11 protein-coding genes are annotated in these 16,136 nt (G+C 41.4%); 9 read left to right on the forward strand and 2 right to left on the reverse strand.

Annotated features, from left to right (window positions below):
- Positions 1–9: 9 nt before the first annotated feature.
- Genes EQG61_RS06000 through EQG61_RS06010 form a run of 3 tightly spaced genes read left to right on the forward strand, consistent with a single transcriptional unit; the run spans position 10 to position 2,569 of the window.
- Complete coding sequence (locus EQG61_RS06000) at positions 10–1,098, forward strand: glycosyltransferase (protein WP_129460996.1); 1,089 nt, start codon at positions 10–12, stop codon at positions 1,096–1,098.
- The gene (locus tag EQG61_RS06005) at positions 1,095–1,487 is read left to right on the forward strand and encodes a sugar 3,4-ketoisomerase (RefSeq protein WP_129460997.1); all 393 of its coding nucleotides are present in this window, start codon (positions 1,095–1,097) and stop codon (positions 1,485–1,487) included. The genes EQG61_RS06000 and EQG61_RS06005 overlap by 4 nt, the downstream gene beginning before the upstream one ends.
- Positions 1,484–2,569 (forward strand): glycosyltransferase, encoded by a 1,086-nt coding sequence (locus EQG61_RS06010; RefSeq protein WP_129460998.1) that lies wholly within the window; start codon positions 1,484–1,486, stop codon positions 2,567–2,569. The genes EQG61_RS06005 and EQG61_RS06010 overlap by 4 nt, the downstream gene beginning before the upstream one ends.
- Here EQG61_RS06010 and EQG61_RS06015 read toward each other — a convergent pair.
- Together EQG61_RS06015 and EQG61_RS06020 are read right to left on the reverse strand one after the other, a co-directional pair.
- The gene (locus tag EQG61_RS06015) at positions 2,566–3,444 is read right to left on the reverse strand and encodes a glycosyltransferase family 2 protein (RefSeq protein WP_129460999.1); all 879 of its coding nucleotides are present in this window, start codon (positions 3,442–3,444) and stop codon (positions 2,566–2,568) included. The two genes, EQG61_RS06010 and EQG61_RS06015, sit on opposite strands and share 4 nt — an antisense overlap.
- On the reverse strand, positions 3,444–4,127 hold the full coding sequence (locus tag EQG61_RS06020) for a cell division ATP-binding protein FtsE (RefSeq protein ID WP_129461000.1): 684 nt from the start codon (positions 4,125–4,127) through the stop codon (positions 3,444–3,446). Before EQG61_RS06020 ends, EQG61_RS06015 begins: the two co-directional genes overlap by 1 nt.
- Before the next feature lie 755 nt (positions 4,128–4,882).
- Here EQG61_RS06020 and EQG61_RS06025 point away from each other — a divergent pair.
- The 6 genes from EQG61_RS06025 (at position 4,883) to gyrB (ending at position 16,036) form a co-directional block, all read left to right on the forward strand.
- Positions 4,883–7,906: a tetratricopeptide repeat protein gene (locus EQG61_RS06025; protein WP_129461001.1), complete on the forward strand. Its 3,024-nt coding sequence runs from the start codon at positions 4,883–4,885 to the stop codon at positions 7,904–7,906.
- An 11-nt stretch (positions 7,907–7,917) separates the two neighbouring features.
- Complete coding sequence (locus tag EQG61_RS06030) at positions 7,918–9,687, forward strand: TonB-dependent receptor (protein ID WP_129461002.1); 1,770 nt, start codon at positions 7,918–7,920, stop codon at positions 9,685–9,687.
- A gap of 59 nt (positions 9,688–9,746) precedes the next feature.
- Positions 9,747–10,190 (forward strand): hypothetical protein, encoded by a 444-nt coding sequence (locus EQG61_RS06035; protein ID WP_317127772.1) that lies wholly within the window; start codon positions 9,747–9,749, stop codon positions 10,188–10,190.
- Positions 10,191–10,213: 23 nt separating this feature from the next.
- The gene (locus EQG61_RS06040) at positions 10,214–11,950 is read left to right on the forward strand and encodes a hypothetical protein (RefSeq protein ID WP_129461004.1); all 1,737 of its coding nucleotides are present in this window, start codon (positions 10,214–10,216) and stop codon (positions 11,948–11,950) included.
- A 175-nt stretch (positions 11,951–12,125) separates the two neighbouring features.
- On the forward strand, positions 12,126–13,742 hold the full coding sequence (gene asnB / locus EQG61_RS06045) for an asparagine synthase B (RefSeq protein WP_129461005.1): 1,617 nt from the start codon (positions 12,126–12,128) through the stop codon (positions 13,740–13,742).
- A gap of 353 nt (positions 13,743–14,095) precedes the next feature.
- Positions 14,096–16,036 carry a DNA topoisomerase (ATP-hydrolyzing) subunit B gene (gene gyrB / locus EQG61_RS06050; RefSeq protein WP_129461006.1) on the forward strand — a complete coding sequence of 647 codons (1,941 nt, stop codon included), beginning with the start codon at positions 14,096–14,098 and terminating at the stop codon, positions 16,034–16,036.
- The last annotated feature ends 100 nt before the right edge of the window (positions 16,037–16,136 follow it).

Raw genomic sequence — 16,136 nt, forward strand, 5'->3', positions numbered from 1 at the left:
TAGGAAATTTTGAACGTACCCTCAAAAAACTTAACAGTATGTTTGGTGTCAGATCAATTAGCAGGCGGTGGCGCTGAGCGTTTTTCGGCACAACTTTCTATTTTTTTAAACCAACATCAAGTCGATGTGCATCATGTCTTGGTGTTGGATGCTATTGAATACGACTATGCGGGAACGATTTTTAATTTAGGCCTTATAAAAAACAAGCATACCGGTTTTTGGGGTAGAATACAACGATTCAAAGCCCTGTGGTCGTATTTTAGGACCCATCGTTTTGACGTGATTATTGACACCCGTGTGAAAAAGAAATTTTGGCAAGAAGGGTTGATTCATCGTTGGGTGTACAACGCTCCGTATGTATTAATGGTGCATAGTGCACGAACCGAATGGTACCTTCCCAAAGGGAACTGGGGTGCGCGTTGGATTTATCAAAAAGCCGCTGCTGTTGTGGCTGTTTCCCAAGGAATTTCGACCCAACTCCGAGAGGTTTACCAACTCCAAAATGTTCAGACGATTCCGGTAGCGGTGACCACATTTCCCCAGGAACCCCAGCATTTTTTACCTCCTTTTATTTTAGCCGTGGGTCGGATGAACGATGCTATTAAACAATACGATCGTTTGCTTGCAATGTACGCCCAATCCACCTTGCCTTCCCAAGGTATTCGATTGGTGATATTGGGAGAAGGAGGCAAGTTGGTTGAATACAAAGCCTTAGCATCAGCATTAAATATTGAAAATACCGTGCATTTTCCGGGTCGAGTTTCCAATCCGGGATTGTATTACGAAAAAGCCCTATTTACCGTACTGACGAGTAAGAATGAAGGATTTCCTTCTGTACTTTTGGAATCACTGGCTTGTGGAACCCCTGTTATTGCTTATGATTGTCCTACAGGTCCGTCAGAAATTATTCAACACGAAATCAATGGCTTACTGGTTCCTGACCAAGATGAAACTGCATTTATTGCGGCGATGGAACGCATGATTTCCGAGAAAGCCTTATATTTACAATGTAAAGACCAAGCTCCCGCTTCAATCGCCTCCTTTACTTGGGACGTAATTGGCGCACAATGGTTAGAAATGCTAGCGAAAATCCGATGAATTTAGAATTTATTGATATCCCCAAAATTAAAAACCCCAAAGGCAATATTGCTGTACTTGAGGGAGAAGTTGTTCCCTTTGAAATCAAAAGAGTTTACTATTTGTTTGACGTTCCCTCGGGAGCGCGACGTGGTGGACATGCACATAAGAATTTGATGCAAATATTAATTGCCGTTTCTGGTAGTTTTGATGTGATTTTAAAAGACGGTCGGACGACACATAAAGTGACATTGAACCGTCCCGATCGGGGTCTCTTGATACGGAACAACATTTGGCGGGAAATGGAAAGTTTCTCTGCGGGTGCCGTAGGTTTAGTTTTGGCTTCGGATGTCTATGAGGAATCCGATTATATTCGCACCTTTAAGGAATATCTGGCTCATGTAAAATGAGAATCGTCTATGTCATACCCCGCATGTCGGGCGAAGGTGGTGTTCAACGTGTGATCGCGATGAAAGCCAACTATTGGGTACAACAGCATCAGGCTGAAGTGCATTTGGTGACACACGATCCCACTCCATCTTTTTATACCTTACATTCTCAAGTGCGATTGCATTATATGAAACTTAAAGGCAATCGGTTGGGATATTTTATCCAATACATCACACAAGTCAAAGCGTTAATCCAACAAATTCAGCCCGACGTGGTCATGGTTTGTGACGGATTCAAAGGTTTTTTTCTACCCTATTTTATTCGCAAAATCCCTTGTGTTTTTGAATCTCATGGTTCCTATTATAACCGCGTTTTTCAACCCAATCAATCTTGGGTGAAAGATATGCAGTACCGCATAGAATTGGCCGTAAAGCGCCATTTAGCCAAACGATTTTCCCGATTTGTGGTTTTGTCTGAAGCGAGTGCCTCCGAATGGAATTTGCCCAATTCTACGGTTATTCCCAATCCCAATTGGGTGACTAAAGAAGCGGTTCAATTCTATCAACCCACTCCCATTGCGCTTGTGGTGGCCCGTCACAGTTATGAAAAAGGAATCGATCGTGTTTTAGCGATTTGGAAACAATTTACCGGGCAACATCCCGATTGGCAATTGCATATTTATGGATCAGGTGATGCTACAGACCACCAATTATTGGCATCGAAATTTGGGATTACCCACTCGGTCCGATTTTTTGAACCGGTTCATCAAATGGAAGCGGTATACCAAAAAGCCGGAATGTTTTTAATGACTTCCCGATTTGAAGGGCTGCCCATGTCCATGATTGAGGCGTTAGCATTCGGAATTCCCTGTGTGGCCTACGATTGTCCTGTGGGCCCCCGTTCGTTATTACAGGGCAAAAATGGATTTCTTGTTCAAGAGCAAGACGAAGCTACTTTTTTAACGAGAATGAATGCTATTGCTTCGGACAACTATGCAAAAGAGGAGATGTCGAATGCCGCTCGAGAATCGGTGCAGCAGTTTGAAATATCCATTGTGATGCGACGTTGGTTCGAATTGTTAACCGAACTTGGAGTTCGTTAATTGCGCATCAAATAATACAATTTATACAAGTCGAAAATCCGAATATTGGGTTTGCTGGAGCGTAAATTGCGTTTCATTTGTGGGGCAAGTAGTAGTAGAATAGGGTAGAGTATCGGTTTAAGTCGCCATTGCAAAATGCGTTTATGCCATTTCAAGGCCTTAATGTCTTTAGAAGTTATCCATCCTTTTTGTACCATTTTTTTGGCATTTTCCAAGGCTTGTTTTGTTTTTTCTAAAAACACTTCGTTCTCTTCCAGTCCGAGGTGAATAGCCGGATTATCAATGTGTGTAATGGTTTGCCCCGTGTTTGCAATTCCTTTGACAAAGAGCAAATCTTCGTACCCATAAGAGGCAATCGTCGGATTGAATTGCACGGCTTCAAACACTTTCCGCTCGATGCATAAGTTGGAGGTAAGGCAAGTAGCATATGGATTGATTTGACGTTTTTCAACCGGAATTTCTTCCCTTTTTTTGCCATAAATCCAACGCAGACGTAAGTTAGCCGTCGGTTTTTCGGTTTGGTAAGCAATGCCGCCAAATACAATGTGATGTTCTTGAATCGCCTTCAAATACCGTAGTATAAAATCAGCGTGTTGCGGCATCATATCGCCATCCAAAAACAAAAAGTGGGTTCCTTTTGCCGCTTTTGCCAAAGCATTTCGATTGGCTGCACGACCTTTGTTTTCCGTATGGGAAATAAATTGACAATGGGGCCAACTGTTGATTTTTTCATTGGATGGGTTCCAATGGGAATGCGATGCATCATCAAAAACCAATATTTCAAAGGGATAGGCTGCTTCGATACACTGTTGGTGTAGTACTTCCACGAGCGGAAGCATATCCCTATCGTATGTTGGCAGCAGGATGGAAAGCATTATACGGTTTTCTGAACCACTTCAAAAATGGCTCCGTCTTCACATTTTAAGGTTTTGGAAGGGTATTTTAACAACAAGGCATAATCGTGTGTTGCCATGATGATGGTTTTTCCGTTGGCATTAATTTTCTTCAACAATTCCAATACTTCAGCACTGGTTTGCGGGTCAAGATTACCTGTGGGTTCGTCGGCCAAAATTAATTCGGGGTCGTTTAATAACGCACGAGCAATGGCCACTCGTTGTTGTTCACCACCCGACAATTGGTGTGGCATTTTGGAAGCAAATCCTTTCATACCAACGTGATCCAACACTTCGTCAATTTTGTCTTGCATTTCCCCTTTGTCGGTCCAACCTGTAGCTTTTAAAACAAACAACATGTTCTCGTTCACCGAACGATCGGGAAGCAATTTAAAATCTTGGAAAACGACGCCTAATTTACGGCGTAAAAACGGAATGTCTTTTTCCTTCAATGTTGGTAAATCATAGTCCACCACATATCCTTCACCCACCGTAAGTGATAAATCACCATACAAAGTTTTCATCAAACTACTTTTTCCTGTACCACTTTTTCCAATGATGTAAAGGAAATCACCAGGATTCACTTCGAGATTCACTTGGGATAAAATGACACGGTTTTCTTGATAAATCGTTGCATTTTGTAACGATACGACGGGTTGCGACATAAGAGTATTTTGTTAGTGGGGTAAAAGTACTAAAGTTAACGTAGGTTTTCAAAATAAATTTTAGGGAATAGGTGATAGTCATTAGACGGTGGACTTTAGACGTTAGTTGTTGGAGGAAGTAAGTTTTTGGAAGGGGTGTAGAAGTGTATGGGGTGAAAAAGTGTATGGGTGTAAATGCGGAAGGGGTTTAAAAGTGTAAATAGGAATAAAAGGTAATAACCATAGTAGCCTCGGCTCAATGAAGGCTTAGAAGCTTAGCTTCTCAGAATCTCAGGAGCTTTCATGCACTTTCCTTCGTGTTTTGTTCGATTTTGAAGCAACGCGAGTTATTTTTCCCCAATCGATTAGGGGCGCAACTATGGCACAACTGTGGCACAACCCTGAAGGAAACTAGAAGGAAACTAGAAGAAAAGTAAACAGTGTACAGTATTCAGTTTTCAGATTAACTTAACATGTCATGTAGGTTGGAAGTACAGTTTAGTTAAATTAAAAATTAGGATACCTTGTGTTAGCTGATGTGGGTTAAAATGAAGTTGTTTTTATTTTGAATAAAGTATAATTCAGTTTGATAAGTCAGCGCTTAAAAAGCATCGGAATTCCCTACTCGGTCTATCAAAAGGCTGCGACGGGTTGGGTTTAAATGAACGAATTGCTGTATAACTTTTGTTAAGAAAAATGTTTATAATAAAACCCGTTAACCTCCCGTTATACTAGGGATACACGTATTTTTGAATACGTACCAAAATTGGATAAACATGCGAAAATTAGAATTGTTTTTAGTGCTTAACGGCTTGGCAATCACCTCCGTGGCTACGGCGCAACAAACCGCGGTATACACTCATCAATTGAGTGATTTTGACCGTGCTGTAGCCTTGTATAAAGACCAGCAATATTTGGCAGCTCAGTTACTTTTTGATAAAGTGAGTCAGCAAAATAAAGAAGTAGAAGTACAAGCCGATTGTGCTTTTTACATGGCCAGTTGTGCGGTACATTTAAACCAACCCAATGCGGCGACCATGGTACAGGATTTTGCTGCGCAGTATCCCACAAGTACGAAGTTAAACCAGACTTACATTGAAGTCGCCCATTATTACTTCGAGCAAGGCGATTATCCCCACGCGTTGGAGTATTTTGACAAAGTGGATGAAAGTGCGCTCACCTATGAAGAATTGGACCAATTCAATTTCCAAAAAGGCTACGCGTATTTCAGTGCAAAAAAAGCCAAAGAAGCTACGGCCTACTTCAATAAGGTTGCCAATTCCAAAAAATACGGTTCACAAGCCCGCTATTATTTGGGGGTAATGGCCTACGATAATGATAATTTTAAAGATGCCTCCAAGTATTTTGATCAGGTGGCTGGCGATGAAAAGTTCAAAGAAAAACTGTCTTACTTTCAAGCCGACATGAGTTTCCGTCAGGGGAATTTTGATAAAGCCATCGAACAAGGGAAGACGGCCATGGCGAAGTCCTCTGCGGCAGAAAAATCAGAATTGAATAAGATCATAGGCGAAAGTTATTTTAACCAAAAAAAATACGCCGAAGCCTTGCCGTATTTGAAAGAATACCGCGGTAAAAAAGGCAAATGGAGCAATACCGATTACTACCAATTGGGGTACACCTATTACCAACAAAAAGATTACGAAAACGCCATTTTGCAATTCAATAAAATTATTGATGGGAACGACCATGTTGCGCAAAACGCCTACTATCACTTGGGTGAAAGTTATATGCGTACCGATCGTAAACCCCAAGCGTTAACGGCGTTTAAGAGTGCATCCGATATGAATTTTGAGGTAAAAATTCAGGAAGATGCGGCTTATAATTATGCGAAGTTGAGTTATGATATTGGGAATTCCTACCAAAGTGTGCCTGATATATTATCCGGATTTATAAAAAAATACCCCAACAATCCCAACAAAAAAGAAATCGAAGGCTTGTTGATCAATTCTTATATTACTTCCAAAAATTACAAAGAAGCCTTGTATTTGTTGGAGATGAACAAATCACCTGAAAACCGTGGTGCTTATCAAAAAGTGGCTTTTTACCGCGGTTTGGAATTGTATACCGACGGCGATTACAAAGAAGCACAAGTACTGTTTAAAGCGTCGTTGCGCGAACCCAAAGACGCGCGATTTACAGCCCGTGCTACGTTTTGGAAAGGCGAAACCGAATACCTGTTTGATAATTTTCAAGAAGCCTTGCTCAGTTTCAAACAGTTTGAAGGCATGGCAGAAGCCAAGGGTACTCCCGAGTACAAAAACATCAATTACAACATTGCCTATTGTTATTTCAAACAAAAAGAATACGATCAGGCAGGGAATTATTTCCAAAAACAAATCGATGCAGTTAAAGACGACCGAATTCGTTTAAACGATTCCTATTTGCGTTTGGGGGATAGCCGATTTGTAACCTCCAAATACTGGCCGGCTATGGATGCCTATAACAAGGCGATTGACATGAAAGTGGTGGATGCCGATTATGCCGCCTACCAAAAAGCCATCAGTTATGGTTTTGTAGCAAAAAATGACCGAAAGATTGAAGATTTCGTGAAGTTTTTACAAACCTTCAAATCTTCGCAATACCGCGATGATGCTTTGTTCGAATTGGCGAATACGTATGTGGCTGAGCGAAAAATTGATCAGGCGATTAAAACCTATGATGATTTATTAAAAGAGTTTCCGGGCGGAACCTATGCTGCCAAAGCGGTTTTACGCCAAGGATTGGTATATTACAACGACAACAAGGATGAATTGGCTTTAACCAAATTTAAAAAGGTGGCCGCCGATTTTCCAGGAACACCCGAATCCATTGAAGCGGTGACAACTGCCCGATTGATTTATGTGGAAAATGGTCGTGTAGATGAATATGCTACTTGGGTGCGCTCATTGAGTTTTGTCGAAGTTTCAGATAAAGAACTCGATGACGATACGTATGAAGCAGCAGAAAAACAATATTTGCAAAACAATGTGAAGTTGGCCATCTCTTCTTTAAGCGGCTACATCGCAAAATTCCCACACGGATTGCATGCATTGAAAGCGAATTTCTATTTGGCGCAATCCTATTACGCGGATGGATTAGAACAAAATGCAGTTCCCAAATACGATTATGTAATTGACCAACCTAAGAATGAGTTTACGGAACAATCACTGGCGCGTTTGTGCGAAATTCATTTGAAGAAAAACGATTATGCCAAAGCCACTCCGGTATTGCAACGTTTGGAAGCCGAAGCGGATTTCCCACAAAATAAAACTTTTGCCCAAGCCAATTTGATGCGAGCGTATTACGAAACCAAAGATTACCCGAATGCAGTAGTTTATGCGGAAAAAGTGTTGAACAATCCCAAGACGGATAATAAGGTAAAAAGTGATGCACAAATTATCATCGCCCGTTCGGCCATCAAAGCCAATGATGAAGCCAAAGCCCGCGTGGCGTATGCGAATTTGTTGAAAATTGCCAAAGGCGAGCTCGCTGCAGAAGCATTGTATTATGACGCCTATTTTAAAAACAAAGACGGCAAATATGCTGATTCGAATAAAATCGTTCAAAAATTAGCTAAAGACTATTCCGGGTACAAATATTTTGGTGCCAAAGGATTGGTCGTAATGGCTAAAAATTATTATGGAATGAAAGATAGTTTCCAAGCCACCGCCATTTTAGGTAGTGTGATTGACAACTTCGCCGAATACCAAGATGTGGTCGATGAAGCCAAAGCGGAATTGGACCGCATCAAAGCAGAAGAGTCGAAAACCAATTCTTCCATTGAAAACAACGGCAAATAATTAGGGACAACATGAGAAAGCAAAATCTATATATCGCAGTTACGTTAGGGGTACTTTTTGGAAGTTCGACCCTAAGGGCACAAAAACAAGATGAAAACATCGGAACCGAAGTGGTGAATGTGGTCAAGCCGTATACGCCAACGATTTCAGATGCTTTTAAAGTAAAAGAAACACCCTCTTTGGAAGATGAAGAAACAACCAAAAGGGAAACTATTCAATACAATATTTTTTCTTTTCCCGTGGCCTCCACATTTACCCCAGCCAAAGGAAAAGCAGCTGGAGTAGAACAAGAGCCGAAAGCGAAATTGTATAATAATTATGCCACTTTAGCGGCAGGGAATTACGGCAATATTAACGGCGAATTGTTTCTAACGCATACCTTAGAAAATAGTGATTATGTGGGCGTCATGTTGCGTCACTTATCTTCGCAAGGCGGGATTAAAGATGTAAAGTTGGATGATAATTTTTCCAATACCGGGTTGGACCTAACCTACGGCAGTAAATCCCAAAAAATGGCTTGGAATGCCGATTTGGGTTATCAGCGCCAAGTGTACAATTGGTATGGATTGGATTCAAATTTGTATTCGGGAATGACTCCTGAAGCACAAGATGCTTTTTTCAATTCCTTGGAAACCAAAAATGCTTACCAAACCATTTATGCCTGTGGCCGCTTGCAATTGAGTGAAAGTGCATTCAAAGAAGCCAGTTTGCGATTTACCCATTTTTCGGATAGTTATTCCTCTGCAGAAAACCGTTTTGTTGCCAAACCTTCCTTCGAATTTCGTGTGATGGACGAGAAAGTGAAATTGGATATGGTGTTGGATTATTTGGGGGGTTCATTTGATAAAGATTATTTCAATACTACCGGAATTAAATACGGGTTTGCCAACTTTGGGGCGCAGCCTTCGTTCCAAATCAATCGCGATGATTTTACGGTGAATTTTGGAGCGGCGTTTTTCTACAGTTCGGCCACAGAGGGCGGCGAAAGTAAGTTTTTTGTGTATCCAAAAATTACAGCGAGTTATAAAGTTGTGGGCGATATTATGGTGGCCTATGCTGGGGCAGAAGGAAATTTGAAACAAAACTCGTATCGCGATTTTGTGCAAGAGAATTTCTTTTTGTCGCCAACACAAATGGTGGCTCCCACCGATCAAAAATACGATATCTATTTTGGGTTAAAAGGTAAGTTAGCCAACGCGATTGGGTATAATGTTCGCGCTTCTTATTTGACTGAAGATAACCGTGCCTTGTTCCGTAACAATGTATATGATGCCGGAGTTGTAGATCCTAAAGATTATGCTTTAGGCAATACATTTGGAGTGGTGTATGATAAGTTGAATACATTAAGTCTCTTTGGGGAATTGAAAGCCGATTTATCGAAAAATGTACAGTTTGGCGCCAATGCCACGATCAACAGTTACAAAACTTCTGCCGAGCAAGAAGCCTGGAATTTACCGAGTATCCGCGTTGCCTCTACGTTAGATATTGCCATCACTCAAAAATGGTATACAGGAGGTTCGGTATTTTTTGTAGGCGATCGTAAAGAATACAAGTTCCAATACAATTCAGCGGTATTGCCTATAGTTCCTTACACCCCAGAAATCATCACGTTAAAGAGTTATTTTGACTTAAACGCTCATTTGGGGTACAAGCATAACGAGCGCATGACCTTTTTCTTAAAAGGCAATAATTTAGCCAATCAGAATTACCAAAAATGGTTGAATTATCCCGTGCAAGGTGTTCAGGTGTTGTTGGGGGCCAATATCAAATTTGATTTCTAATTCAAGAAAATTATATTTACCAACCTGTAAGCGTAGGTTTACAGGTTTTTTTTATGCGTATGAAAGACCAGATAAAAGTTCGCTACCAACAATTGTTACAAGACCGCATTGACGTCTTTAAAGACATGATTGCGCAGTTAACCGAAGGGGCACAAAACGATGCTAAAGGTTCGGCAGGCGATAAACACGAAACAGCCTTATCCATGATGCATTTGGAACAGGAAAAACTGAACAGTAAGTTGAAAGAAGTCCTCGACCAAAAAGCCATCATTGACCGCATGGATCCCAATCTAGTAACTACTAAAGTTGCCTTAGGGAGTTTGGTAGCAGTGAATGGAATGTGGTTATTTATTGCTGCCGCCTTACCCAAAATCACCTTCGACGGAAAAACCATCATTGCTGTGTCTCCCCAAGCGCCATTAGGAAGTGCTTTGATGGGGCAGGAGGTGGGGTTTACCACACAAATTAATGGAAATCAATATACTATTGCGGCGATTTTTTAGTTATCTACTAAAGATCAACCGCCATGAAGTATTACGTAACCCTTATTGCCTTGTGCATCGCACCTTTTGTTTGTTCACAGTCTTACGGTGAATTTAAAGTACATGATAACGGCCTTATTTATTCCGAAACAGCCGTTGGAAAATTGATACATATTGTTGACTCCTTGAATCTCAAATTTAAAGTCTGCGATCTTTCAAAAAATTTTCAAAGTTTGCCCCAAGCTCAAGGATATTATGTTGAATTAGAAGGACCTCGCTGTAAAGAAGCTGTGGCTGATTTAAAGTCAGGGATGTCTGCTGATGTTTTTATTCAAAAGTATCAACCCGAACACAGTTCACTTTTGTCAATTCTTCAACAAGAATACATCAATTACGAAAAACGGCCAATGATTACTTGGCGGATGTTGGATGTTTTGCAACAAAAGGACTATGAAGTAGAACTTCCTAAAGACGAATACAAAACCCAGTTTTCGGGTCCCTTAAAGCAAAAATGGGTATATCATTACAAGGTATATGAATATGATAAAAGTGAGCATTTATCGGCGATGTATTTCTTGTCTTCACCCGAGTCGAAATCCATTCCGTCCCATTATTCTCGAGCCATTCAATATGCTTTGTGCATGATTGATACTACGCAAACGGTGATGTTAACCGAGAAAGTTAATTATGAACGATTTGATCGCAAGCACACCAAAGCTTTTTTAAAGTTTTGGAATTATTTGGAAAAAAAGTATCCCCGTGTAAAACCGCGGCCTTACGATTACGAGTTAGGATTTACCTTATCTCAGTTGAATGACTATGAGATGCCAGATAGTACAGCGACTTTCCCCTATGATACTATCGCGGATATCGATTTTGTCACGGTAGATTCCACAGCTGTCGATACTGCAATCGTCGATACTACAGTTGTTGATACCACTGCGGCCGCATTTCCTTATGTACCCCCCAAACCTTCCCGATTATATCGGCGTTTACAACGAATGACTAAAGAAGAGCGACAACAATTAAGGGCTCAAAATGATGCGAATTATCGATATAATTATGAGCAGGATAGTATTTGGGATTCCCATTTAGCAGAGCAGGTTCAAAAGCTCTATACATCCGACAAAAAATTTAGCAGTCTATTACTCGCTGCCTATGAAGATGCGATACGTAACTCGCATTCTGACGCTAACTTAGAAAGGGTGGTTGCATGGACACTTGGTAGACGAGAAGCTTTAGAAATGAAACGTCGACGTCGGGTGATTGGCGGTTGCAGTATGGACCAAGGACCACGCATTCATGCTCAAGAAATTGCTGTTTTAGCTGCAGAAACGACCAAATGGGAAATTTTCCTTAGAAGTCATTTGGATATTATGAACGATCGCTTTGAACGTGTTAGTGATGGAAGTTATGCCTATGCGGGACGTAAAACCTATATCCGTGAATTGGAGGTGCTTGATATTAATCTGATTGATTTGATTGTCGGCATTACTTTACGAATCGATAATCCTTCACCAAACCATTATTACAGTTCGATCAGTCGCATGGGGCGAGCTTTGGCGGAATCCCAAGATCGGGAGCGTATAGAACGAACAATCTTAGAAGCCGTTTCGGCAACCGACTTAGATGTGTACAACCGACAATTGTTTTACTATTTATATATGAATTACGTATACAATTTACCCGATAAGACACAACGAGAGGTTGCTGGAATGCGACTCAATGCACTACTACCTACTTTACCTTTCTCTGCAAAAGGGTATGTAGAGGAAAAGTAAGCAACTTTCAAATTCTAAAAAGAACCGTTCAGAAATGAGCGGTTTTCTTTTATATTGTATAGTATTCTTCAATTATTGTTTTAATAATAAACTAAATTTAGATTTATAGTTTTAAAAATATAATCTAAACTACAATTTTGCTTTCACAATAAAACAATAATAAAAGAATACGAGTATGTGTGGATTTTTAGCCATTATAGGAAAAGGAAAAGACGAGCAATTGGTGAAAGCACTTTCAAATCGTATGGCCCATCGCGGACCCGATGAAAGTGATATCCATGTTACTGAAAATGGACATATCTTAAGCCATGAACGTTTATCAATTATCGATTTACATTCGGGCAAACAACCCATTCAAGGTTCGAAGTCGGCTTGGATGGTACATAATGGCGAAATCTACAACCATCAAGCATTGCGTGAAGGCGTATTGAAAGAACATTCGTTCCGCACCAAATCCGATTCGGAAGTGATTGTGCATTTGTATGAAGAATTTGGATACGACTTCGTCGACCAATTGGATGGTGACTTCGCTTTTGTGGTGGTTGATGGCGATGATTACATTGCAGGTCGCGATCCACTTGGGGTGAAACCTTTATATTACGGAATGGACGAACGTGGACGTATGTATTTTGCGTCAGAGATGAAACCGTTGGCGGATCAATGCAAAACGTTTTCCACTTTTCCTCCCGGACATTATTACACACCCGAAACCGGTTTTGTGAAATACTACAAACCCCAATACGAAGATTATACCGCTTGTGTGGAAGAAGCCGACTTGGCGCTGCTTCGCGAAAAATTGACCGAAGCTACCCGTAAACGTTTGATGAGTGATGTACCAATTGGCGTATTGTTGTCTGGCGGTTTGGATTCTTCATTAACGTCTTCCATCGCTTCGCGTTTGTTGAAAGAACAAGGCAAATCCTTGCATTCGTTTTCGATTGGGTTGGATCCTAACGCGCCCGATGCGGTAGCGGCTCGTAAAGTAGCTGAATTTTTGGGTACTGAACACCATGAGATTCACTTTACTATCGAACAAGGTATTGAAATTTTAGAAAAACTAGTGTGGCATTTGGAGACCTATGATGTGACGTCCATTCGGGCGAGTACACCGATGTATTTCTTGGCCAAAGCCATTACCGAAAAAGGCATTAAGGTGGTGTTGTCAGGTGAAGGTGCCGATGAGGTGTTTGGCGGGTATTTGTATTTCAGAAATGCGCCCAGCACGGTTGATTTTACCAAAGAAACCATCGAACGCGTTCAGAAGTTATTTACCGCTGATTTGTTACGTGCTGATAAGTCAACCATGGCGCACGGATTGGAGGCTCGCGTACCGTTTTTGGACAAAGCCTTTTTGGACTATGCGATGTTGATCAAAGGCGAAGAAAAATTGCCCAAAACCTATGGTGGGGTAGAAAAATACATTTTGCGTAAAGCCTTTGATACTCCTGAGCAACCCTATTTGCCTCAAGAAGTTTTGTGGCGTCAGAAAGAACAGTTCTCGGATGGCGTTGGCTACAACTGGATTGACACGTTAATCGACTACTGTTCGGCGCAAGTTACCGATGCACAAATGGAGCAAGCGGCGGAGTTGTTCCCGTACAACACGCCGGCGACGAAAGAAGCCTATTTCTACCGTACCTTATTCCATAAGCATTTCCCACAAATGAGTGCGGCACAAACCGTACGCAAGTGGATACCGAAATGGCAAGAAAACCAGGATCCGAGCGGACGTGCCAATGCCGCTCACGTGCAGGCCGATACCGAAATTGCAAAAAATCCGATCTCCGCATAATCGTCAGATTATATATTGAAGTTTAGTTTGTTTGTTTGAAAAATGCCCGTAATGCAAGTTGCGGGTGTTTTCTTTTTTAATCCAAAAGGTAAGGAGTAAAAACATCCTTAGGAAATGTTTAAAACCCGGTTTGAAAATGAGGTAAAGAATTGTTGAAATTAGTCCCTTAAAAATCAATAGTTTAGAAAAGGGATTGAAAATAGGTGTTTTTACAGCTTTATTTTGGATTTAAAAAGCAAAAAGGATATTAAACATAAATGTTGATAACTTACCCCATAAAATGCCTTAAATCACTTTAAAATCGTCTTTGATTTTTTATATTTGCGTGTTATACAAAATTCCGAGATTTTTTTATGAGCGAAGAAGTAAAAAAGAACGCGTATTCCGCCGATAGTATTCAGGCGTTAGAAGGAATGGAGCACGTACGGATGCGTCCGTCCATGTACATCGGAGATACCGGAGTGCGAGGTTTACACCATTTAGTTTACGAAGTTGTCGATAATTCCATTGATGAGGCGTTGGCGGGTCACTGTGACACCATCAGCGTAACCATCAACACTGATAATTCCATTACTGTTGAAGACAACGGTCGTGGTATCCCTGTGGACTTACACAAAAAAGAAGGCGTTTCTGCCCTTGAGGTGGTTATGACCAAAATTGGTGCTGGGGGTAAATTTGATAAAGATTCCTATAAAGTTTCCGGTGGTTTGCACGGGGTAGGGGTTTCCTGTGTGAATGCCCTTTCTGATCATTTGCGTGCTACGGTTTTCCGTGAAGGAAAAGTGTGGGAACAAGAGTACGAGCGTGGAAAAGCGTTGTATCCCGTAAAACAAATTGGTACAACTGAAAAGCGTGGAACTACGGTAACGTTTAAACCCGATGGAACCATTTTCACCCAAACTTTAGAATATTCTTACGATACCTTAGCAGCACGTATGCGTGAGTTGTCGTTTTTGAATAAAGGGATTTCCATTACCTTGACCGATATGCGTCACACCGACGATAAAGGCAATCCGGTAGGAGAAACCTTCCATTCGAAAGAAGGGTTGAAAGAATTCGTTAAATTCTTAGACGGGAACCGTGTGCCGATTATTGCTAGTGTCATCAATATGGAGAATGACAAAGGTGAAATTCCGGTTGAGGTGGCTTTGGTCTACAACGACAGTTACTCTGAGAATATCTTTTCGTATGTAAACAACATCAATACGCACGAAGGAGGTACACACCTTCAAGGATTCCGTATGGGATTGACGCGTACGTTGAAAAAATATGCCGATGCTTCGGGAATGTTGGACAAATTGAAATTTGAGATTTCAGGGGACGACTTCCGTGAGGGATTGACAGCCATTATTTCGGTCAAAGTAGCCGAACCGCAATTTGAAGGGCAAACCAAAACCAAATTGGGGAACCGTGAAGTAGTTTCACCGGTATCGCAAGCGGTTTCGGAAATGTTGGAGAATTATTTGGAAGAAAATCCGAATGACGCTCGCACGATTGTTCAGAAAGTAATTTTAGCGGCACAAGCGCGTCACGCAGCGAAGAAAGCGCGCGAGATGGTGCAACGCAAAACCGTTTTGGGCGGTGGCGGATTACCGGGTAAATTATCCGACTGTTCTGAACAAGATCCGGCAAAATGTGAGATTTACTTGGTCGAGGGGGACTCGGCGGGTGGGACGGCCAAACAAGGTCGCGACCGTAACTTCCAGGCGATTTTACCGTTACGTGGTAAGATTTTGAATGTGGAAAAAGCGATGCACCACAAAGTTTTTGAAAACGAAGAGATTCGCAACATCTTTACCGCACTCGGAATTACCATTGGTACCGAAGAAGACAGTAAAGCGTTGAACTTGGAAAAATTGCGTTACCACAAAGTAATCATCATGACGGATGCCGACGTGGACGGTAGCCACATTTCGACGTTGATTTTGACCTTCTTCTTCCGATTCATGCGTGAGTTGATTGAGGCGGGACACGTATATATTGCGTCACCACCGTTGTATATGGTGAAAAAAGGAAATAAAAAAGAGTATGCTTGGAACGACGACCAACGCGATTTGATTTCGCAGCAAATGGGAGGAAGTACTAGTGTACAACGTTATAAAGGTTTGGGAGAAATGAACGCGGAGCAGTTGTGGGAAACTACGATGGATCCAAGTATGCGTACGCTACGCCAGGTGACGATTGATAACCTCACCGAAGCCGACCGCATCTTCTCGATGTTGATGGGGGATGAGGTGCCACCGCGTCGCGACTTCATTGAGAAAAATGCAGTATACGCAAAAATTGATGCCTAACGAAATTTAAAAAGGATGTCCTAGCCCTGATGGTAGTGGAAATCCTTTTTTGTTTTATCCGGTTACGGTACAACAAAAAAGATTGAAACGGACAGCAGGA

Source organism: Flavobacterium stagni (genome assembly GCF_004122105.1).
In the GTDB taxonomy this organism is placed as follows: domain Bacteria; phylum Bacteroidota; class Bacteroidia; order Flavobacteriales; family Flavobacteriaceae; genus Flavobacterium; species Flavobacterium stagni.

Excerpts from the sequence above, each read along its gene's own strand:
- EQG61_RS06015 (WP_129460999.1), bottom strand. The coding sequence starts at position 3,444 with ATGCTTTCCATCCTGCTGCCAACATACGATAGGGATATGCTTCCGCTC.
- gyrB (WP_129461006.1), top strand. The coding sequence starts at position 14,096 with ATGAGCGAAGAAGTAAAAAAGAACGCGTATTCCGCCGATAGTATTCAG.
- EQG61_RS06025 (WP_129461001.1), top strand. The coding sequence starts at position 4,883 with ATGCGAAAATTAGAATTGTTTTTAGTGCTTAACGGCTTGGCAATCACC.
- EQG61_RS06035 (WP_317127772.1), top strand. The coding sequence starts at position 9,747 with ATGAAAGACCAGATAAAAGTTCGCTACCAACAATTGTTACAAGACCGC.
- EQG61_RS06010 (WP_129460998.1), top strand. The coding sequence starts at position 1,484 with ATGAGAATCGTCTATGTCATACCCCGCATGTCGGGCGAAGGTGGTGTT.
- asnB (WP_129461005.1), top strand. The coding sequence starts at position 12,126 with ATGTGTGGATTTTTAGCCATTATAGGAAAAGGAAAAGACGAGCAATTG.
- EQG61_RS06040 (WP_129461004.1), top strand. The coding sequence starts at position 10,214 with ATGAAGTATTACGTAACCCTTATTGCCTTGTGCATCGCACCTTTTGTT.
- EQG61_RS06020 (WP_129461000.1), bottom strand. The coding sequence starts at position 4,127 with ATGTCGCAACCCGTCGTATCGTTACAAAATGCAACGATTTATCAAGAA.
- EQG61_RS06030 (WP_129461002.1), top strand. The coding sequence starts at position 7,918 with ATGAGAAAGCAAAATCTATATATCGCAGTTACGTTAGGGGTACTTTTT.
- EQG61_RS06005 (WP_129460997.1), top strand. The coding sequence starts at position 1,095 with ATGAATTTAGAATTTATTGATATCCCCAAAATTAAAAACCCCAAAGGC.